The sequence below is a fragment of the Bradyrhizobium sp. genome (assembly GCF_035935975.1).
Lineage (GTDB): Bacteria > Pseudomonadota > Alphaproteobacteria > Rhizobiales > Xanthobacteraceae > Bradyrhizobium.
Map to the genome: position 1 here is coordinate 95391 of NZ_DASYWN010000045.1, position 20667 is coordinate 116057.

The following is a 20667-nucleotide window of genomic DNA, read 5'->3' on the forward strand; positions in this document are numbered from 1 at the left end:
GTCTCACGCCGGCTGAAACACCGGCAGCGCGACATTGACGCGCGTGCCCCCGCCGGAGGCCGCGGCAATCTCGATCGTCCCGCCATGCGCCTCAACCAGGCTGCGCACCACGGCAAGGCCGAGACCTGCGCCGCCGGTCGCGCGATTGCGCGACTTCTCCAGCCGGTGAAACGGCTCCAGCACGGTCTTGCGCTGATCCGCGGGAATGCCCGGCCCCTCGTCGTCGATCGACACGACGACGGCCCCGTCCTTCAGGGAGGTCCGCACATGCGCCGCATGGCCATAGGCGAGCGCATTGTCGATGATGTTGGCGAGAATTCGCCGCAACGCCAGCCGGTCGCCCAGCACCACCACGCTGCGGGCGCGCTCGTCCGCGACGAGATCGACCGGCTTGCCCTGAATGCGCCGGTCGTGCACTTCGACCGCGATCAACGCGGCCAGCTCGACCATCTCCTGTGACAGCCCGCCGGCACCCGCCCGCGTTGACAACAGCGCGTCGTCGAGCAACCGGATCATGTCGTCGATGTCGGCCACCGCCCGCTGCCGCTCGGCATCATCGGGGATGTGCTCGACGCGCAGCCGCAGCCTGGTCGCAAAGGTCCTGACATCGTGGGCGATGCCGCCGACCAGCGTCATGCGCGCGCGCAGCATCTCCGCGAGCCGCCCCTGCAGGCGGTTGAACGCGGCGATGACGGCACGGATCTCCGGCGCGCTGCGCCGTGCATCCGGCAGCGGCGGCGGATCGGCCGACAGGTCGACGCGATCGACCGCGGCCGCGAGCTGCGCCAGCGGCCGCGTCTCGCGCTGCATGACCAATAGCGCGAGCAGCGCCACGATCGATCCGAACAGGCCCGCGCCGAAGCCGACCGGCAGGCCGAGCGGGGTCACCGGCAGGCGGGTATAGGCATCGATGATCAGCATCTCGCCGCTGCGCAGGCCGATGCGGAATTCGATCGCATTAGCCATCAGCCGCGCGATGCGGGGGAACCAGCGGCTGGCGCGATGATCGGGCGGCGACACGATCTCGACCGGGCGCCCCGCCAGACCCGCCGCATAGGCCTCGCGCAATTGCTGCTGCGGCGGCGGCGTCTCGCCGCTGACCGGCGCGCCATCCGGCGCGATCCGCACCCGAAATTGCGGCGACGACACCGCATCGAGCACGGACTGGCGCTCGCCGGCGGCCGTGCGCTCGACCAGCGTTGCCAGCGCGTCGAGGCGCGCCGGCGATGGCCGCGTCAGCTCGTTCTCCTGCACTGTGGTCCGGTAGAAGATCGCCAGGACCACGGTGACCACCACGCTGAACCCGACCAATCCGATCAGGGCCAGCCGCGCGGCAAGCGTCACGCGCAGCATCACGACACCTGCTTGACGGTCGCGGTGAACAGATAGCCGCCGTTGCGGACCGTCGTAATCAGGTTGGAGCCTGGGCTCGCGCCGTCGAGCTTGCGGCGGAGCCGCGAGATCAGCATGTCCACCGTGCGGTCGAACGGCTCGGCCGAACGTCCGCGCGTCCAGTCGAGGATCTGGTCGCGCGTCAGCACCCGGCGCGGGCGCTGCACGAAACAGCCGAGCAGATCGAACTCGGCGCTGGTCAATTGCAGCCCCGTTATCTCAGTCTCGACGGTCTCGACGCTGCGTGAATCGAGATCGATGACAAAGCGGTCGAACGCGAAGCGCCGGACCATGGGCTTTGCGGGCGTCCCGTTGGCGCGCCGCAAAATGGCGCGCACGCGCGCCAGCAGCTCGCGAGGGCCGAACGGCTTTGCAAGATAGTCGTCGGCGCCCATCTCGAGGCCGACGACGCGATCGATCTCGTCGCTCTTGGCGGTGAGCATCAGGATCGGGATGGAATCGTCCGTGCGCAAGCGGCGGCAGATCGAAAGTCCATCCTCGCCCGGCAGCATCAGATCGAGGATCACGATGTCCGGCCGCAGGCGCTGGAGCATCGCATCCATCGCCTTGCCGTCGGCAACACAGGCGATCTCGAACCCCTCGCGCTGCATGAAGTCGGCGACGAGGCGGCTGATCTCGGGATCGTCCTCCACCATGAGAATCGTGGCTGGCTGCGTGTTCATCGCCGCATTCTGGATGACGGCGCGGCCCACGCAAGGGCGCGGGCGCCGTTGTTACACACTGTTACACGCATCGGACAAAGCCATAACAATCGTTTCGCCGCGGCAAAGCGGCAGCGACGCAGCTCGCCCAGTCTCCTCGCATGGCTTCCGGTCGCGGAACGCCCCCATCCGTCAAGGAGACGATCATGAACAAGCTCTTCCTCTCAACCCTCGTCGTCGGCGCATTGTCGATCGCAGCCGCGGCGGACGCCAATGCCTGGACGCGGACGGCGACCGGCACCGGACCGCGCGGCACCTCCAGCGTCACCGCGACCGGCGGCTGCGCCAACGGCAGCTGCAACCGCAACGTCACCCGCACCGGTCCCGCCGGCAACACCTACACCCGCACCGGCACGATCTCGCGCTGATCCGGGTCGGCCGTCGCCGCGCTAGCCCCGCGCGGCGGCGGCTCGTCGTCATCAAAATCAGAGAGACCAATAACCATGTCCCCCAGCTTCAATGCCAGTTCGCTCGCACGTGCCGCGGCCATCATGGCGTTCGGCATTGCCTCCGCGTCACCCGCGCTCGCCCAGTCGCAACTCCAAACGCAGATGACACCGCAAATGCGCAGCGAAGCGCGCGCCGTGATGCAGGCCTGCCGCGGCGATTATGACCGTCTTTGCGACAACGTCACGCCGGGCGGCGGGCGCATCCTGGCCTGCCTGCAATCCCATGCCGGCCAGCTTTCGTCGTCCTGTGCGCAGGCCCTGCCGCGTGCACAGGCCCTCAGAGACGGCGCCGTCAGCGCCGGCGTCGCACCGAAATAGGAGGGCACCATGGGTTACGCGTCGCTGCTGCTCGACCCGACACTCCGACGCGTGATCCTGGCAACGGCGATCGGCCTGATGCTGCTCGAATACGGCATCGGCCGGCTGGTCCACCGCGAGACCCATGACTGGCGCGAGAGCGTGGCGTCATTCGGCGTTGCGCTCGGGCAGAACGTGCTGCGCGCGGTCGAAGCCGGACTTCTCGCGGTGCCGTTCGCCTTCCTCTACGAGCACCGCCTGTTCGACTTCGCACAGGGCAGCCCGCTCGCACTTGCCGGATTGTTCATCGGCAGCGAGTTTCTCTATTACTGGCAGCATCGCGCCTCGCACCGCATTCGCTGGATGTGGGCGACGCATGCCGTGCATCATTCGACGACGCGACTGAACCTGACTGCCGCCATTCGACTCGGCTGGACCGGCAACATTTCCGGCAATTTTCTCTTCTTCCTGCCGCTCGCGCTGATCGGCTTTCATCCCTTCGCGATCGTGACGATGCTCGGGATCAATCTGCTCTACCAGTTCTTCATTCACAGCGACTTCGCACCGCGCCTCAGAGTGCTCGAATGGGTGCTGAACACGCCGAGCCATCACCGCGTACACCACGCCTGCAACGAGCCGTGCCTCGACCGGAATTACGGCGGTATCCTCATCGTGTTCGATCGCCTGTTCGGCACCTTCGCCGAACGCCCGTCCGACCAGCCGCTCCGTTTCGGCCTCGTCGGCGGGACGCCGTCCTTCAATCCTGTCCGCATCGCGCTCGGCGAATGGATCGCGATGCTGGGCGATGCCTGGAAGGCGCGGGGTACGAGCGCGAAGCTGCGCGCGCTGTTCGGCCCGCCGGGAGGCTAGATCACCCGCATACCTTCAAGCGGCGGCGGGGCGGTAGTCCTACGAGCCGATCCTAACCGGTCATTTACCGAGAATTAGGTCCGGCCGCCTAGATTTGCGGCATGGAGGGGAGAACGGCGATTCCGTCCCGGCTTTGGCCTGCCTGGGCGAATGCGACAGCGTTGCTGGTTGCAGGCTGGGTCGCGCTGGCAATCCTCACCTTACAGGTTCGTCCGGGTGCGACTGTTGTCGCGGTTGCGTTTCCGCCCTGGTGGAGCACGCAGCAGGTGTTTCAGGCTGCGGTATCCGCGCAAGCGGCGATCGTCGGGGCAACCGCCCTTCCCACCCTCCTCGTCGTCCGCCCGGATGACCATGACGGACTGCGCCGCCTACATGATGCAGGCGCCTGGTTCGTGATGGACGCGCAAGCGGTCTCAGCATGTTTTGGCAGATAGCCCTTTGGCGTGTAGCCACTCGGCTCGCAGTCCTGGAGAGGATGAAATGGTTGTCGAGAACGACGGACTGGAATCGCTGCGCCAGACCACCAGCAAGATTCTCGTTGCAGCGCTCTGGCTGCACGTGCCGATCAGCGTGACGGTCGGCCTTGTGCTCGGCAAGCCCTGGCTCATCCCCGCGACGTTCATGACGATCTTCGCGCTCGCCGCGACCTTGTCCTGGCGCATGTCGGGCAATGGCCTCTCCACGCGCCTCGTATTCGCCGTCGCACTGATGAGCGGCGTGTCGATGTTCACCTGGCAGTTCGAGGGACATCCCTGGCAGATCGACATGCACATGTACTTCTTCGCGGCGCTGGCCTGCACGGTCGCCTATTGCGACTACCGGCCGATCGTCGCCGCGACGGTTGCGGTCGCGCTGCATCACATCGCGCTGAACTTCCTCTTGCCCGCGGCGATCTATCCCGGCGGCTCCGATTTCGGCCGCGTCGTGCTGCATGCGGTGATCCTGCTGATCGAGGCCGGCGTGCTGATCGCGCTGGCGCACAAGCTGCAGGAGCTGTTCGAGACCACGGCAGTCAAGACGGCCGAGGCACAGGCCGCGATGGAAGCGGAAGCGCGCGCCAACAGCGAGCGCCACGACGTCGAGCAGCGCGCCAAAGAGGAGCGCGAGGCCGCCAAGCAACGGCTGGCCGGCAATTTCGAGCGCAGCATCGGCGGCATCGTCGAGGCAGTGGCGATCGCCGCCAGCCAAGTGCAGCAGCTGTCGTCCTCGATGAGCAACAACAGCACCGACACCGCGCGTCAGACCGCCGCCGCGGCCGCGGCCTCGAACCGGGCCTCCAGCAATGTCGAGACGGTCGCCGCCGCGACCGAGGAACTCACCGCGTCGGTCACCAGCATCACGCAGCAGGTCGCCCGCTCCGCCGAAATCGCCGCCCGCGCCGCGGACGAGGCCCGCCGCACCAACCAGGTCGTTGAAGGGCTTGCCAGCGGCACGCAGAAGATCGGCGAGGTCGTGACCCTGATCCAGAACATCGCGAGCCAGACCAATCTGCTGGCGCTGAACGCCACCATCGAGGCGGCCCGCGCCGGCGAGCACGGCAAGGGCTTTGCGGTGGTCGCGAGCGAAGTGAAGGCGCTGGCGAACCAGACCGCGAAAGCCACCGAGGAGATCTCGACGCAGGTGCAGAACATCCAGAGCGCGACCGGCGATGCCGTCAACGCCATCCAGGCGATCGGCGCGACGATCGCGGAGATCGACCAGATCTCGGGCCAGATCTCGACCTCGGTCGATCAACAGAGTCTGGCGACGCGCGAGATCGCCGGCAGCCTGCAGCAGGCCGCCACCGGTACTCGCGAGGTGAACGACAATATCGCCAGCGTCAGCAGGGCCTCCGACGAGGCAGGCGCTGCGGCTTCGAAGATGCACCAGGCCGCCGCGGGACTGTCGTCGCAGTCCGGGCGCCTGAAGGCCGAGGTGGACGGCTTCCTGGGGTCGTTGCGGACCGCGTAGGACGTAACCGCTGCAGCGCTAGCTCGGCCTCGTGGTTCGAGACGCCCGCCTTCGGCGGGCTCCTCACCATGAGGGTCCAACATCTCGCCGCGAAGCCAGACCTCATCCTGAGGAGCCCGCCAAAGGCGGGCGTCTCGAAGGACGGCCGCGCGCGATACTCCAATCAGATCGTCTGATTGTACTCGCCGACTTCCGGATGGTTACGCAGCACGCTGTTCACCATCTCGAACATGTCGTGCATGCGCTGCTCGGACACCGGGCTCTCGACCACGACGACGAGCTCGGGCTTGTTGGAGGACGCCCGCACCAGGCCCCAGCTGCCGTCCTCGACCGTGACGCGCACGCCGTTGACGGTGACGAGATCGCGGATCGACTGGCCGCCGATCTTGGCGCCCTTGGCCTGCAGGCCCTCGAAATGCTTCACCACCTTGTCGATGACGCCGTACTTGGTCTCGTCGGCGCAATGCGGCGACATGGTCGGCGACGACCACGTCTTCGGCAGCGCGTTCTTCAGGTCGGCCATCGACTTGCCGGGGGCGCGGTCGAGCATGTCGCAGATCGCGATCGCCGAGACCAGGCCGTCGTCATAGCCGCGGCCATACGGTTTGTTGAAGAAGAAGTGGCCGGACTTCTCGAAGCCCGCGAGCGCGCCCGTCTCGTTGGTGCGGCGCTTCATGTAGGAATGACCGGTCTTCCAATAGGCGGTCCTGGCGCCCTGCTTCTGCAGAATCGGATCGGTGATGAAGAGGCCGGTCGACTTCACGTCGACGATGAAATGCGCGTCCTTGTGGATCGCCGACATGTCGCGCGCCAGCATCACGCCGACCTTGTCGGCGAAGATCTCCTCGCCGGTGTTGTCGACGACGCCGCAGCGGTCGCCGTCGCCGTCGAAGCCGAGGCCGACATCGGCCTTGTGATGCAGCACCGCGTCGCGGATCGCGTGCAGCATCTCCATGTCTTCCGGATTCGGATTGTATTTCGGGAAGGTGTGGTCGAGCTCGGTGTCGAGCGGGATCACCTCGCAGCCGATCGCCTCCAGCACCTGCGGCGCGAACGCGCCGGCGGTGCCGTTGCCGCAGGCGGCGACGACCTTGAGCTTGCGCTTGAGCTTCGGACGGCTGGTGAGGTCGGCGATGTAGCGTGCCGGATAGTTCTCGTGGAACTGGTAGGAGCCGCCGGGCTTGTTCTTGAAATCGGCGTTCAGCACGATCTCCTTGAGCCGGGTCATCTCGTCGGGGCCGAAGGTCAGCGGGCGGTTGGCGCCCATCTTCACGCCGGTCCAGCCATTGTCGTTGTGCGAGGCCGTGACCATGGCGACGCAGGGCACGTCGAGATCGAACTGCGCGAAATAGGCCATCGGCGTCACCGCGAGCCCGATGTCGTGCACCTTGCAGCCCGCCGCCATCAGGCCGGAGATCAGCGCATATTTGATCGAGGCCGAATAGCCGCGGAAATCGTGGCCGGTGACGATCTCTTGGCTGACGCCGAGCTCTGCGATCAGCGCGCCCAGACCCATGCCGAGCGCCTGCACACCCATCAGGTTGATTTCCTTCTGGAACAACCAGCGCGCGTCGTATTCGCGAAAACCGGTGGGCTTCACCATCGGCTCGGATTCGAAGGCGTAAGTGTTGGGCAGCAAAACAGATTTCGGCTTGGGAAACATTGAGACGGTCTCGTGAAAAGGGCAGGAATTGATGCAGCCTTAGCGAATGCCGGGCCGCAGCGGAAGGCGGGAATGAGGGCTTGTGGCCGATAATTGCGGCCGTTTGGTAACAGGAAAACGTGACCTGCAGCCGGGCTCGCTCAGGGCAATATCAAATTATCGAGCCGTAACCTGCCCGAATTTACTGCTCCAGCACCATCTGGCCGTTGGCGTACTCAAAACGCTTGAGGCGGGACAGGAAGGAGAGGCCGAGCAGGTTCTCGGACAGCGCCTCGTCCGGCAGCACCATGGCATCGACGTCGCGCACGATCAGGCCGCCGACGTCCAGCATCGCGATCCGGGTGCGGGCGGCCTTGATGGTGCCGTTGGCGGTGGAGACGGTGGCGTTGTACTCGCCGCGCGAGGGACGCAGGCCGAAGCGGGCGGCCGAGGTCTCGTTCAGCGCCACCACGGAGGCGCCGGTGTCGATCATGAAGCCGATGCGCTGGCCGTCGATCCGACCTTCGGTCTGGAAGTGGCCGCGGCCGTCGCGGGGGATGTTGATGCTGCGGCCGCCGGCCGGCGCGGTGGCCGCGACCGCGACCGTCGTGCGCGGCGCTGATGTCGCTGAAGCGGAGCTCATCTTGTCCGCCATCTGCGCCATGAAGGTGCCGAGGCCCATCATGACGGCCGCGATGATCACAATGTTACGCATCACACCTTTTCCGGGTCGAACGCCCGATTTCACCACGCGGCACGCCGGGCCGCGAGCGATGCCCCGGCCTAGCCGGTGTCATTTTGACGAAAAGGATGAGCGAACGGTTAATCGGGCGGTGTCCTCATCCTGAGGAGCCCGCCGAAGGCAGGCGTCTCGAAGGATGGCCGCGGGCGAGATCCCGGCCTGCATGGTTCGAGACGCGCGTTCCGCGCTCCTCACCATGAGGGTCTCCTATTCACGTCCCGCGCGGCTTCGCCCGCCGGGTCGGCACAGCGCTGACGGGATCGTCCGGCCAGGGATGGCGCGGGTAGCGGCCGCGCAAATCGGAGCGCACCGCGGCGTAGCTGCCGCGCCAAAAGCCGGGAAGATCGCGCGTCACCTGCACCGGGCGCTGCGCCGGCGACAGCAATTCCAGCACCAGCGGCACCTTGCCGGCTGCGATCGACGGATGGGTGTTGAGGCCGAACAATTCCTGCAGCCGCACCGCGATGGTCGGCCCCTGCTCGGCCTCGTAGTCGATCGCGAGCACGCTTCCGGTCGGCGCCTCGAAATGCGTCGGCGCCTCGCGATCGAGCCGCGCGCGCATCTCCCAGGGCAGCAGCGCCATCAGCGCATCGGAGAGATCGCCGGGCGAGATGTCCTTCAGCGCGATCTTGTCGTAGAGCGCCGGCACCAGCCAGTCGTCGCGGCGCGCGATCAGCCCGTCGTCGGTGAGATCCGGCCAGCTATCGCCTTCGGCCTTGCGCAAGAACATCACGCGGTCGCGCCACTGCTTGGCCGCCTTGGACCAGGGCAGCCGGTCGAGGCCCGCCGCGATCAGCCCATCGGCGAAGATGCGCGCGGTGTCCTCGGAGGGCGACACGGCAAGCGTCGCCTCGGACAACGTGATCGCATGCAGCGTGCGCTTGCGCCGCGCGCGGAGTGCCATCGCACCGCGGTCGAACGAGATCTCGTCGACGTTCTCGATATGCTCGGCAAAGTGCCGCTCGATCTCCTCCTGGGTGATCTGCGCGGCGAGCAGGATGCGGCCGCTCGCGGCCGTGCCGGTCATCTCGCCGATCGCGATATAGGGCGCGCGGGCCAGCGAGGAGGTCTGCTCGACGGCAGCGCCGCGGCCGTTGGCGAGCACAAAGCTGCCATTGCCGCGGTTGCGCGCGACGCGGTCCGGGAAGGCGTAGGCAAGCATCAGACCGGTGGAGAGATCATCCGGCTGCCCCGCCTTCTCCGACGCCGCCACCTGCGAAGCCCAGCGCCGCGCCAGGTCGCGCGCGCTCGCGGCACGTGGCGAGCGGTCGCGACGGAACTGGTCGCGGCGATGCTCGAGATCGACGCTGTCGCCGCCGAGCCCGCGTTCGGTGATGATCGCCGCGATCTCGGCGGCGGCTTCGCCCTCGCCGGCGCGATGCGAATCCACGATCATGCGCGCCAGCCGCGGCGGCAGCGCCAGCGCGCGCAGGCTTTTTCCCTCCGCAGTGATGCGGCCGTCGCCATCGAGCGCGTTGAGCTCCGACAGCAGGCTCTTGGCTTCCTTCCAGGCCGGCTGCGGCGGCGGGTCGAGAAACGACAGCGCCGAAGGATCGGCAACGCCCCATTGCGCGAGGTCGAGCACCAGCGAGGACAGATCGGCGCTGAGGATCTCGGGCTGGGTATAGGGCGCGAGCGAAGCGGTCTGCGGCTCGTCCCAGAGCCGGTAGCAGACACCGGGCTCGGTACGGCCGGCGCGGCCGCGGCGCTGGTCCACCGCGGCGCGCGCGGCGCGCACGGTCTCGAGCCGGGTCAGGCCGATGTCGGGCTCGTAGCGCGGCACGCGGGCGAGACCGGAATCGACCACGATGCGCACGCCTTCGATGGTAAGCGAGGTCTCCGCGATCGAGGTCGCCAGCACGACCTTGCGCATGCCTTTGGGCGCGGGAGAGATGGCACGATCCTGCACGGCGGCGTCGAGCGCGCCGAACAGCGGCACGATCTCGATGCTGGCATCCTGCACGCGTTCGCCGAGGAAATTCTGGGTGCGGCGGATTTCGGCGGCGCCGGGCAGGAACGCCAGCACCGAGCCGCTGTCCGCGCGCAGGGCCGAAGCAATCGCATCGGCCATCTGCCGCTCGATCGGCGCGTCCGCCTTGCGGCCGAGATAGCGGGTCTCGACCGGAAAGGCCCGGCCCTCGCTCTCGACGACGGGCGCCTCGCCCAGCAGAGTTGCGACGCGTGCGCCATCGAGCGTCGCCGACATCACCAGGATGCGCAGATCCTCGCGCAGGCCGGTCTGCGCGTCGCGCGCCAGCGCGAGGCCCATATCGGCATCGAGCGAGCGCTCGTGGAATTCGTCGAACAGGACGGCGGCAACGCCTGACAGTTCAGGATCGTCGAGAATCTGGCGGGTGAAGATGCCCTCGGTCACCACTTCGATTCGCGTCGCGCGCGAGATCTTCGAGCCGAAGCGGACGCGATAGCCGACGGTCTCGCCGGCGCGCTCGCCCAGCGACTTGGCCATGCGGTCGGCGCTGGCCCGCGCCGCGATGCGCCGTGGCTCCAGCACGATGATCTTCTTCCCCCTGGCCCAGGGGGCATCGAGCAGCGCCAGCGGCACGCGCGTGGTCTTGCCGGCGCCCGGGGGCGCTACCAGCACAGCCGCGTTATTCGTCTCCAGCGTGCGCGCGAGGTCGTCGAGCACGGCATCGATCGGGAGGGGCGTGTCGAAGGTACGGGGCAAAAGTCTCGATCCGTCATCGCCGCCCTGTGCGCAATTGCGCCCCGGGGCGGCTGATCCAGTGAACTCAGATCCCGATCCTCACGAAGATCGGGATGACTGGATACCCCGCCTTCGCGGGGTATGACAATCGTGTGCCGCTATCAGGCCTGGGCCGGTGGGCGTCCGACGCTCTCGTAGGTAAAGCCGGCCGCACGCATGTCGTCCGGGCTGAAGATGTTGCGGAGGTCGACGACGACCGGCTGCGCCATGACGCTCTTCAGCCGGTCGAGATCGAGGCCGCGGAACTGGACCCATTCCGTGACGACGACCAGCGCATCGGCACCTTCAGCACAGGAATAAGCATCTTCGCTATAGTCGATGCTGGGCAGCTCACTCTTGGCCTGCTCCATGCCGACGGGATCGAAGGCCTTCACCTTCGCACCCATGTCGAGAAGGCCGGTGACGAGCGGGATCGACGGCGCATCGCGCATGTCGTCGGTATCCGGCTTGAAGGTGAGGCCGAGCACCGCGATGGTCTTGCCGCGCAGCGAGCCGCCGAGCGCCTGGCTCACCTTGCGCGCCATCGCACGCTTGCGGTTCTCGTTGACCGCCAGCACGGATTCGACGATGCGCAAGGACACGTCATAGTCCTGCGCGATCTTGATCAGCGCCTTGGTGTCCTTCGGGAAGCATGAGCCGCCGAAGCCGGGACCCGCGTGCAGGAATTTGGTGCCGATGCGGTTGTCCAGGCCAATGCCGCGCGCGACCTCCTGCACGTTGGCGCCGACCTTTTCCGAGAGGTCCGCGATCTCGTTGATGAAGGTGATCTTGGTCGCGAGGAAGGCGTTCGCGGCGTATTTGATCATCTCGGCGGTGCGGCGCGCGGTGAACATCAGCGGCGCTTGGTTCAGCGACAGCGGGCGATAGATGTCGCCCATCACCTTGCGGCCGCGCTCGTCGGAGGTGCCGACCACGACGCGGTCAGGGAATTTGAAGTCGCGGATCGCCGCGCCCTCGCGCAGGAATTCGGGGTTGGAGGCGACGACAACGTCGGCCTTCGGATTGGCCTCGCGGATGATGCGCTCGACCTCGTCGCCGGTGCCGACAGGCACGGTCGACTTCGTCACCACCACGGTGAAGCCGGTGAGCGACTGCGCGATCTCCTTGGCGGCGGCGTAGACATAGGACAGATCGGCGTGGCCGTCACCACGGCGCGAGGGCGTGCCGACCGCGATGAATACGGCGTCGGCGTCCGCGACCGGCTTCGACAGGTCGGTGGTGAAGTCGAGCCGCTTGGCCTTCACATTGGTCGCAACCAGTTCGTCGAGGCCCGGCTCGTAGATCGGGATCTCGCCGCGATGAAGTGCCGCGATCTTCTTCTCGTCCTTGTCGACGCAGGTGACGTCGTGACCGAAATCCGCAAAGCAGGCTCCGGATACCAGTCCCACATAGCCCGTTCCGATCATCGCGATGCGCATGGAAAACCCTGTTTAGCTTGGTTAACGAAACCCCAATCCGGAGGTCGGTTTAGCATTTTCCCCGCGGAAGGGAACCGTCAGCATCGCAAAAACCGGCACGCGAATTGTACCGGTAAAGAAGTCGGAAACCGCAAGGCTTCAAACTGCCCCACGCCCATACAGGGCCGGGCGGAACACGGCTCGAAAAGGGACACCATGGCCTCATCAGGCACAATCGCTGCGGGCGGGCTTTCCAGGGGCCCTGCTGCCGCGCGTGTCGACTGGATCGACTATGCCAAGGGCATCTGCATCGTCATGGTGGTGATGATGCATTCGGTGCTGGGGGTCGAGCTCGCCGCCGGCAAGACCGGGTTCATGCATGTGCTGGTGGCCTTCGCAAAGCCGTTCCGGATGCCGGATTTCTTCCTGATTTCGGGCCTGTTCCTGCCACTGGTGATCGATCGCGACTGGCGAACCTATCTCGACCGCAAGGTGGTGCATTTCGCCTATTTCTATGTCGTCTGGGTGACAATCCAGTTCGGCTTCAAGGCCCCCGCCTTCGCAGCGGAATCGAGCTGGCGCGACGCGGGACTATTGTACCTGGAATCCTTCATCGAGCCGTTCGGCACGCTCTGGTTCATCTACCTGCTGCCGATCTTCTTCGTGGTCACAAAATTGACACGGCGAATCCCCGCGCCGGCGATCTGGCTCGTGGCGGCCGCGCTGGAGACAGCGCGCATCACGACCGGCTGGACCGCGATCGACGAGTTCTGCGCGCGCTTCGTCTATTTCTATTCAGGCTATCTGTTCGCGCCCTACGTGTTCGCGCTGTCGGATCGCGCGCGCAATCGTGCCGCGCTGGCACTCGTCGCGCTCGCGGCCTGGGCGCTGGTCAATGCCGGCCTCGTTTCGCTCGGCGTCAGCGAATGGAAAATCGTCTCGCTCGTGCTCGGCTTTGCCGGCGCCTGCGCCATCATCACGATGGGCACGCTGCTCGCGCGTGCGCATTGGCTCAACTTCTTCCGCTTCTGCGGCGAGCATTCGATCGTGATCTATCTCGCCTTCTTCCTGCCGATGGCGGCGACACGCACGCTGCTGCTGCACACCGGCATCATCCCTGATATCGGCACGGTGTCGCTGGTCGTCACCATTGCCGGCGTGATCGGATCGCTCGCGATCTGGAAGGCCGCGTTGCGGCTCAATGCGCACTTCCTGTTCGAGCGGCCGGATGCGTTCTGGATCGCGCCAAAGAAGAGGGGGCCGGTGTTGCAGGCGGCGGAGTAATACGCTGTCGTCGGCTCGACCAGGCGACCCGGTACGCCGAGACGCCAGTGATCAAGCCGAGAAGCCGCGGCGTACTGGATTCCCCGCTTTCGCGGGGAATGAATGACAGTGGGGATAGCGGCGCCAGCAGGGCAAAAATCCCCCTCCCAAGGCTGTCAAAGCCCGCAAAAATTCATACATTGCGGCCATGCCCAAAACATCCCCGAAGACCTCCGCCAAAGCTGATACCAAGGCTGCCGTCGACGCCAAACCCGCCGCTGCGACAGCTGCCGCCAAACCGGTTGCGGCGAAGGCGGCCGGCAAGGGCGACCACATCTTCCTGGTCGACGGTTCCGGCTACATCTTCCGCGCCTATCACGCGCTGCCGCCGCTGAACCGCAAGTCCGACGGGCTGCAGGTCAACGCGGTGCTCGGCTTCTGCAACATGCTGTGGAAGCTGTTGCGCGACATGCCCGCCGACAACCGGCCGACGCATCTGGCGATCGTGTTCGACAAGTCGGAAGTCACCTTCCGCAACAAGATCTATCCCGAGTACAAGGCGCACCGGCCGCCGGCGCCCGACGACCTGATCCCGCAATTCGCGCTGATCCGCGAAGCCGTGCGCGCCTTCGACCTGCCCTGCCTGGAACAGGGCGGCTTCGAGGCCGACGACCTCATCGCGACCTATGCGCGGCAGGCCAGCGATCGCGGCGCCCACACGACCATCGTGTCCTCCGACAAGGATTTGATGCAGCTCGTGAACGACAAGATCACGATGTACGACACCATGAAGGATCGCCGTATCGGCATTCCCGAGGTGATCGAGAAGTTCGGCGTGCCGCCGGAGAAGGTGGTCGAAGTGCAGGCGCTGGCCGGCGATTCCACCGACAACGTGCCTGGCGTGCCCGGCATCGGCATCAAGACCGCGGCGCAGCTGATCGTCGAATATGGCGACCTCGAGCAACTCCTGTTCCGCGCCACCGAGATCAAGCAGCCGAAGCGGCGCGAGGCGCTGATCGAGAATGCCGAGAAGGCGCGGATCTCGCGCCAGCTCGTTCTGCTCGACGACAAGGTCGAGCTGGAGGTGCCGCTGGACGACCTCGCCGTCCACGAGCCCGATGCGCGAAAACTGATCGCCTTCCTGAAGGCGATGGAATTCTCGACGCTCACCCGCCGCGTCGCCGATTATTCGCAGATTGATCCCGCCAATGTCGATGCCGATGCAAGCAACAGCAGCGCCGCCAAGGCCGGCGGCGCGGCCGCGAAAACGACATCGTCCGAGACCTCAGGCGATCTCTTCGCCGCTCCTGCCGCGGCCGCAACCGGCGGCGACAAGGGAGACAAATCGGCGAGCATCAAGGGCGCGCCGATCTCGCTCGCCGCTGCGCGCGAAGAGGCGTTGCGCAAGCTCCCGGTCGATCGCAGCAAGTACCAGGCGATCAAGTCGCTGAAAGAGCTCAACGCCTTCATTGCGCGCATCCATGACACCGGTCATGTCGCGATCGAGATCAAGGCGAACAGCATCGATCCGATGCAGGCCGATCTCTGCGGCATCGCGCTGGCGCTGGCGCCGAACGATGCCTGCTACGTCCCTCTCGCGCACAAGCAGTCCGGCGGCGGCGCCGGCCTGTTCGACGCGGGCCTCGCACCGGATCAGGTCAAGCATGACGACGCCATCGAGGCATTGCGGCCGGTGCTGGAATCGGCGGGCATCCTCAAGATCGGCTTCGATGCGAAGTTCACCGCCGTGATGCTGGCGCAGCACGGAATCACGCTGCGCAATACCGATGATGCAAAACTGATCTCTTACGTGCTCGACGCCGGCCGCGGCTCGCAAGAGCTGGACTCGCTGTCCGAGCGCTGGTTCGGCCACGCCATGCTGAAGGAGAGTGAGCTGCTCGGCAGCGGCAAGGGCAAGATCACCTTCGACCAGGTGCCGATCGACAAGGCCGCGCCGCTGTCGGCGGAAGGCGCCGACATGGCGCTGCGCGCCTGGCGCGTGCTGAAGCCGCGCCTCGTCGCCGAGCATATGACGACGGTCTACGAGACGCTGGAGCGACCGCTCGTCTCGGTGCTCGCGCGCATGGAGCGGCGCGGCATCTCGATCGACCGCCAGGTGCTGTCGCGGCTATCAGGTGACTTCGCCCAGACCGCGGCGCGCGTCGAGGCCGAGATCCAGGAGATTGCCGGCGAGCCCGTCAATGTCGGCAGCCCCAAGCAGATCGGCGACATCCTGTTCGGCAAGATGGGATTGCCGGGCGGCACCAAGACCAAGACCGGCGCATGGTCCACGACCGCGCAGGTGCTCGATGACCTCGCCGAGCAGGGCTACGACTTCCCGAAGAAGATCCTGGAATGGCGCCAGGTCTCGAAACTGAAATCGACCTACACCGACGCGCTGCCCGAATACGTCAATCCGCAGACCCATCGCGTGCACACGACCTACGCGCTGGCCGCGACCACGACGGGCCGGCTGTCGTCGAACGAGCCGAATTTGCAGAACATCCCGGTGCGTACCGAGGACGGCCGCAAGATCCGCCGTGCCTTCATCGCGACGCCCGGGCACAAGCTCGTCTCCGCCGACTATTCGCAGATCGAGCTGCGGCTGCTGGCGGAGATCGCCGACATTCCCGTGCTGAAGCAGGCGTTTCGCGATGGGCTCGACATTCACGCCATGACGGCCTCGGAAATGTTCGGCGTGCCGATCGAGGGCATGCCGAGCGAAGTTCGCCGCCGCGCCAAGGCGATCAATTTCGGCATCATCTACGGCATCTCGGCGTTCGGCCTTGCCAACCAGCTTGGCATCGCGCGCGAGGAGGCCTCCGCCTACATCAAGAAGTACTTTGAGCGCTTCCCCGGCATCCGCGCCTATATGGACGAGACGCGCGACTTCTGCCGGCAGCACGGCTACGTCACCACGCTGTTCGGCCGCAAGTGCCACTATCCCGACATCAAGGCCTCCAACGCCTCGGTGCGCGCGTTCAACGAGCGCGCCGCGATCAACGCGCGACTCCAGGGCACCGCCGCCGACATCATCCGCCGCGCCATGACGCGGGTGGAGGATGCGCTGGCCGAGAAGAAGCTCTCGGCGCAGATGCTCTTGCAGGTGCATGACGAATTGATCTTCGAGGTGCCCGACGCCGAGGTGGAGAAGACGCTGCCGGTGGTGCAACACGTGATGCAGGATGCGCCATTCCCGGCCGTGAACCTGTCGGTGCCTCTGCATGTGGACGCGCGCGCGGCGAAGAATTGGGACGAGGCGCATTAGAGGCTGCTCTCCCCGGATCAGCAGCGCACACGCTGCACGCTGCGCCGCGTCCGGGGCACGAGAACTCAATTGTCCTCCGAGCAATTGCGCGATGGCCCGGCGTGGTCGCGCATATTAGAACCGCGCCATCTCCCGCACCGGTTCAATCATGCCCCACACCTCGGCCCTGCTCGGCTTCGCCCTCGTCTGCCTTGGTCTCGTGCTCACGCCCGGGCCGAACATGATCTATCTGATCTCGCGCTCGATCACGCAGGGGCCGGCGGCCGGCATCGTCTCGCTCGGCGGCGTGGCGTTGGGCTTCGTGTTCTACATGCTGTGCGCGGCGTTCGGCATCACGGCGCTGCTGCTCGCCATTCCCTTTGCCTATGACGCGCTGCGCTTCGCCGGCGCCGGCTACATGCTCTGGCTCGCCTGGCAGGCCGTGAAGCCGGGCGGACGTTCGCCGTTCCAGGTGAAGACGCTTTCGATCGACAGCCCGCGCAAATTGTTCACGATGGGGCTCGTCACCAATCTGCTCAATCCGAAGATCGCGATGCTGTATCTGGCGCTGCTGCCGCAGTTCATCGATCCCACCGCCGGCAGCGTGCTGACGCAGTCGGTTGTGCTGGGCGCGATCCAGATCGCGATCAGCGTCAGCGTCAACGCGATCATCGCGCTCGCTGCCGGATCGATCGCGCTGTTCCTGGCGAGCCGGCCAAGCTGGATGCTGGTGCAGCGCTGGCTGATGGGCACGGTGCTGGCCGGGCTCGCCGTTCGGATGGCGGTGGAAGCGAAGAAGGTGTGAGGCACGCTGTCATGCCCCGGCTTGACCGGGGCATCCAGTACGCCGCGGCCTCTCGGCTCAATCACCGCCGTCTCTGGAATACTGGGTCGCCCGGTCAAGCCGGGCGACGACAGCCTCCAATCAATCCAGCTTCGCCTCCATGCCCCGCTTCACGGCCGGGCGCGCCATCAGGGCATCGTACCAGCGCTTGACGTTGGGGAAGTCGGCCAGATCAACCTTGTGGCGAGGGTGGCGCCAGGCCCAGCCCAGGATGGCAAAATCGGCAACCGAGAGGTCGCCCGCGACGAAGTCGTGGTCGGCGAGCCGGCGGTCCAGCACGCCGTAGAGCCGGCGGGTCTCGGCCATGTAGCGCTTCAGGCCGTAGGCGCGGTCCTGCTCGTTCTCGAGCGCGATGAAATGATGCACCTGGCCGGGCATCGGGCCGAAGCCGCCCATCTGCCACATCAGCCATTCATAGACGGGGATGCGCGCGCCGAGCGATTTCGGCAGGAATTTGCCGGTCTTTTCGCCGAGATAGAGCAGGATCGCACCGGACTCGAAGATGCTGACGGGCTTGCCGTCGGGGCCGTCAGGGTCGAGGATCGCCGGGATCTTGTTGTTCGGGGACAGCTTCAGGAACCCCGGCGCCATCTGCTCGCCCTTGGTGATGTTCACCGGGACCACCTTGTAGGGCAGCCCCATTTCCTCCAGCGCGACCGAGATCTTGCGGCCGTTCGGCGTGTTCCAGGTGTGCAGTTCGATGGTCATGCCAGTTTCCTTGCCCAATTTCCTTGCTTCCGTTCCCCAACGGGAGGCCCTCCACTACTCCAGAAGGTTGCACCCCCACAACCGGCGGACCGGGATGGCCGATGCCTGTTGACGGGAGACGCCCCCTCTGGAATGTCGCGGCGGTCGCGGATAAATTCCGCCACCTTCAAAAACGCTCCCGAGGGACCGCCGTGTCGAAATCTGCCTCCCGCGCCCGCCTGTTCGAAATCATCCGCCGGCGCTCTTTCGGCCGCGGCGAGGTGACGCTCGCGTCGGGCCGCAAGAGCGATTTCTATTTCAACCTCAAGCCGACCATGCTCGACCCCGAGGGCGCGACGCTGCTGGCCGAGCTCACTTACGAGGCGCTGAAGGACGACCAACTCGATTTCATCGGCGGGCTCGAGATGGGCGCAGTGCCGCTCGCCGGCGCGCTGGCGCAGATTTCCTGGATCAAGGGCCATCCGATCGCGGCGTTCTTCGTGCGCAAGAAGCCGAAGGAGCACGGCGCAAAGCTCGCGATCGAAGGGCTGCCCAAGGGCGAGACGCTCGCCGGCAAGCGCGTCGTGATCGTCGAGGACGTCACCACGACAGGCGGCTCGGCGATGAAGGCGGTGGAATCCGTGCGCGAGACCGGCGCCGAAGTCGTGCTGGTGCTGACCATGGTCGACCGCGAGGAAGGCGCCACCGACACGTTTGGCGCGGCCGGCCTGCCGTTCCGCTCGCTCTACAAGGCGTCGGAATTTTTGAAGGCGTGATCTCTACGCAAGCGGGCGAGGTGAAGCCTCAACTGCTCATTTACCATCCCGCTCTATGGTGAATCATGTGCTGAGACCTGACGGTTTCGGCCCGGTTCAGTAGCGTCGGGTGGAGTGAGCGTTGCGTACAGTCATGTTCCATGCGCGCCGGCGGCGTCGCGCGATGCTTGTGGCCGCCACCCTTGCAGCACCGCTGCTGGCAGCTCCAGCCCCGGTTTCGGCCGAAGGCCTGTTCGACTTCTTCTTCGGCGGCATGCAGCAGCAGCGCCCGCAGCGCGAGGTGCCGCCACAGGCGAGCTCCTACGCCGATCCCTTCACCGGCCAGCAGAATGCCGCAACTCCGCAATATGTGCCGCCGACGCGTGCGGCGGCGGCCGGCGGTTCCGGCCCGGCCTTCTGCGTGCGCAGCTGTGACGGCAAATATTTTCCGCTGATGCGCGGCCTCGCCTCGCCCGCCCAGATGTGTCAGGCGTTCTGTCCCGCCACCGCGACCAAGGTCTTCTTCGGCTCCTCGATCGAGGGCGCCTATGCGCAGACCGGCGAGCGTTACGCCGATAGCGAGAACGCGTTCGCCTATCGCAAGGCGCTGCGCTCGGACTGCACCTGCAACGGCCGCGAGCCGGTCGGCCTTGCCCCGGTCGATCTCGCACTCGACTCCTCGCTGAAGGCCGGCGACGTGATTGCGACCAGCGACGGTCTCGTCGCCTATACCGGCGTTCGCCTCGGCAACGACCAGACTGCGGAGTTCACCCCGGTCGCCTCCTATCCCGGTCTCACCGCGCAGGTCCGCGCGCGCCTCGGCGAGATGAAGGTCGCGCCGGTGCGGGCCGAGACGGTGGCAGCGGATGCGCCGGCCTCGGCCGAGATCGTGCGCGAGGCGCTGCCTGACGTGACCGTGCCGAAGACGCCGGCGCAGAAATCGGCGAAGCGGGCGGGGTTGGATTAACGAAAGCCGCCTGTAGCCACATCGTCATTGCGAGCGAAGCGAAGCAATCCAGAAATGCCTCCGCGGAGACACTCTGGATTGCTTCGTCGCTTCGCTCCTCGCAATGACGAGAATGCTACCTCCCGATAATCACCCCGATCACATTCGGTGCGGCCAGATATTTCTCCTCGATCGCCGCGCGCGCGGCGGCGCGGTTTTCGGCCGTGAGCAGGCCGCGCTTCTCCGCCAGGATCATCCAGCAGAACCCCCACCAGTCGGTCAGCATGCCCGCCTCGCCGACGAGGTCGTAGCCCTGCTCCGCCGCGAAGATGCGCGCATGGGCTTCGTCGAGCGTGTCCAGGAACAGATGGTCCTCGGTCGAAAACAGTTCGTCGCTGATGTCGTCGATGGTGTAGCCCCAGATCGACTGGCACACCGCGTTGAACTCGCGGTCGAACTGATCGTCATCGATCCTCTGGCGCCGCGCCGCCTGATGCAGCCGCGACAGCGAGCGCGCGAAATCGGCGATCCGGGTGAGGGCGAATTGATCGAAGGCAATGGTGGACATGTAGTCCTCGCAAAGTCTGACTGACGCTAGATATTGTGTCGGCAGCGCGCCGAATCACAATGATATATCAAAGACTTGCTAAAGTGTTCTTAATTTGTTCCGAAGAGTTAACAACGCTTCGCACCGCCCCATTTGCGAATGCCGGAATCGAAAGGGGCCGCCTTGCGGCGG

At 66.0% G+C, this 20667-nt stretch carries 17 protein-coding genes; 9 read left to right on the top strand and 8 right to left on the bottom strand.

Annotated features, from left to right (window positions below):
• Positions 1-3 precede the first annotated feature (3 nt).
• Both VGR99_RS27965 and VGR99_RS27970 read right to left on the bottom strand, forming a co-directional pair.
• Positions 4-1353, bottom strand: coding sequence for a sensor histidine kinase (locus tag VGR99_RS27965; protein ID WP_326903182.1), 1350 nt, complete (start codon positions 1351-1353; stop codon positions 4-6).
• Positions 1353-2075, bottom strand: coding sequence for a response regulator transcription factor (locus VGR99_RS27970; RefSeq protein ID WP_326903183.1), 723 nt, complete (start codon positions 2073-2075; stop codon positions 1353-1355). Before VGR99_RS27970 ends, VGR99_RS27965 begins: the two co-directional genes overlap by 1 nt.
• Before the next feature lie 185 nt (positions 2076-2260).
• Here VGR99_RS27970 and VGR99_RS27975 point away from each other — a divergent pair, with 185 nt between their 5' ends.
• The 4 genes from VGR99_RS27975 (at position 2261) to VGR99_RS27990 (ending at position 5680) form a co-directional block, all read left to right on the top strand.
• Positions 2261-2482, top strand: coding sequence for a hypothetical protein (locus VGR99_RS27975; protein ID WP_326903184.1), 222 nt, complete (start codon positions 2261-2263; stop codon positions 2480-2482).
• 75 nt (positions 2483-2557) lie between these two features.
• Complete coding sequence (locus VGR99_RS27980) at positions 2558-2881, top strand: cysteine rich repeat-containing protein (RefSeq protein WP_326903185.1); 324 nt, start codon at positions 2558-2560, stop codon at positions 2879-2881.
• Positions 2882-2890: 9 nt separating this feature from the next.
• Positions 2891-3730, top strand: a complete 840-nt coding sequence (locus VGR99_RS27985) for a sterol desaturase family protein (RefSeq protein ID WP_326903186.1) — start codon at positions 2891-2893, stop codon at positions 3728-3730.
• 480 nt (positions 3731-4210) lie between these two features.
• Positions 4211-5680: a methyl-accepting chemotaxis protein gene (locus tag VGR99_RS27990; RefSeq protein ID WP_326903187.1), complete on the top strand. Its 1470-nt coding sequence runs from the start codon at positions 4211-4213 to the stop codon at positions 5678-5680.
• 163 nt (positions 5681-5843) lie between these two features.
• On the opposite strand, the gene VGR99_RS27995 is transcribed toward VGR99_RS27990, so the two are convergent.
• From VGR99_RS27995 to VGR99_RS28010, 4 genes are all read right to left on the bottom strand, one after another.
• Complete coding sequence (locus VGR99_RS27995) at positions 5844-7343, bottom strand: phosphomannomutase/phosphoglucomutase (RefSeq protein WP_326903188.1); 1500 nt, start codon at positions 7341-7343, stop codon at positions 5844-5846.
• Between the two features lie 181 nt (positions 7344-7524).
• Positions 7525-8037 (bottom strand): TIGR02281 family clan AA aspartic protease, encoded by a 513-nt coding sequence (locus tag VGR99_RS28000; protein WP_326903189.1) that lies wholly within the window; start codon positions 8035-8037, stop codon positions 7525-7527.
• 238 nt (positions 8038-8275) lie between these two features.
• On the bottom strand, positions 8276-10750 hold the full coding sequence (hrpB, locus tag VGR99_RS28005) for an ATP-dependent helicase HrpB (RefSeq protein ID WP_326903190.1): 2475 nt from the start codon (positions 10748-10750) through the stop codon (positions 8276-8278).
• Between the two features lie 140 nt (positions 10751-10890).
• Positions 10891-12207, bottom strand: coding sequence for a UDP-glucose/GDP-mannose dehydrogenase family protein (locus VGR99_RS28010; RefSeq protein ID WP_326903191.1), 1317 nt, complete (start codon positions 12205-12207; stop codon positions 10891-10893).
• A gap of 195 nt (positions 12208-12402) precedes the next feature.
• Here VGR99_RS28010 and VGR99_RS28015 point away from each other — a divergent pair, with 195 nt between their 5' ends.
• The 3 genes from VGR99_RS28015 (at position 12403) to VGR99_RS28025 (ending at position 17501) form a co-directional block, all read left to right on the top strand.
• A complete protein-coding gene (locus tag VGR99_RS28015; RefSeq protein WP_326903192.1) occupies positions 12403-13470 on the top strand; it encodes an acyltransferase family protein in 1068 nt (355 codons plus the stop codon).
• Positions 13471-13657: 187 nt separating this feature from the next.
• On the top strand, positions 13658-16717 hold the full coding sequence (gene polA / locus VGR99_RS28020; RefSeq protein ID WP_326903193.1) for a DNA polymerase I: 3060 nt from the start codon (positions 13658-13660) through the stop codon (positions 16715-16717).
• 148 nt (positions 16718-16865) lie between these two features.
• The gene (locus VGR99_RS28025; protein WP_326903194.1) at positions 16866-17501 is read left to right on the top strand and encodes a LysE family translocator; all 636 of its coding nucleotides are present in this window, start codon (positions 16866-16868) and stop codon (positions 17499-17501) included.
• A 120-nt stretch (positions 17502-17621) separates the two neighbouring features.
• On the opposite strand, the gene VGR99_RS28030 is transcribed toward VGR99_RS28025, so the two are convergent.
• A complete protein-coding gene (locus VGR99_RS28030; RefSeq protein WP_326903195.1) occupies positions 17622-18248 on the bottom strand; it encodes a glutathione S-transferase family protein in 627 nt (208 codons plus the stop codon).
• Positions 18249-18439: 191 nt separating this feature from the next.
• Between VGR99_RS28030 and pyrE the strand changes: the two genes are divergently transcribed.
• A complete protein-coding gene (gene pyrE, locus VGR99_RS28035) occupies positions 18440-19003 on the top strand; it encodes an orotate phosphoribosyltransferase (protein WP_018647906.1) in 564 nt (187 codons plus the stop codon).
• 163 nt (positions 19004-19166) lie between these two features.
• Positions 19167-19949, top strand: a complete 783-nt coding sequence (locus VGR99_RS28040) for a DUF2865 domain-containing protein (protein WP_326903196.1) — start codon at positions 19167-19169, stop codon at positions 19947-19949.
• Between the two features lie 115 nt (positions 19950-20064).
• On the opposite strand, the gene VGR99_RS28045 is transcribed toward VGR99_RS28040, so the two are convergent.
• Positions 20065-20496 (bottom strand): hypothetical protein, encoded by a 432-nt coding sequence (locus VGR99_RS28045; RefSeq protein WP_326903197.1) that lies wholly within the window; start codon positions 20494-20496, stop codon positions 20065-20067.
• Positions 20497-20667 lie beyond the last annotated feature (171 nt).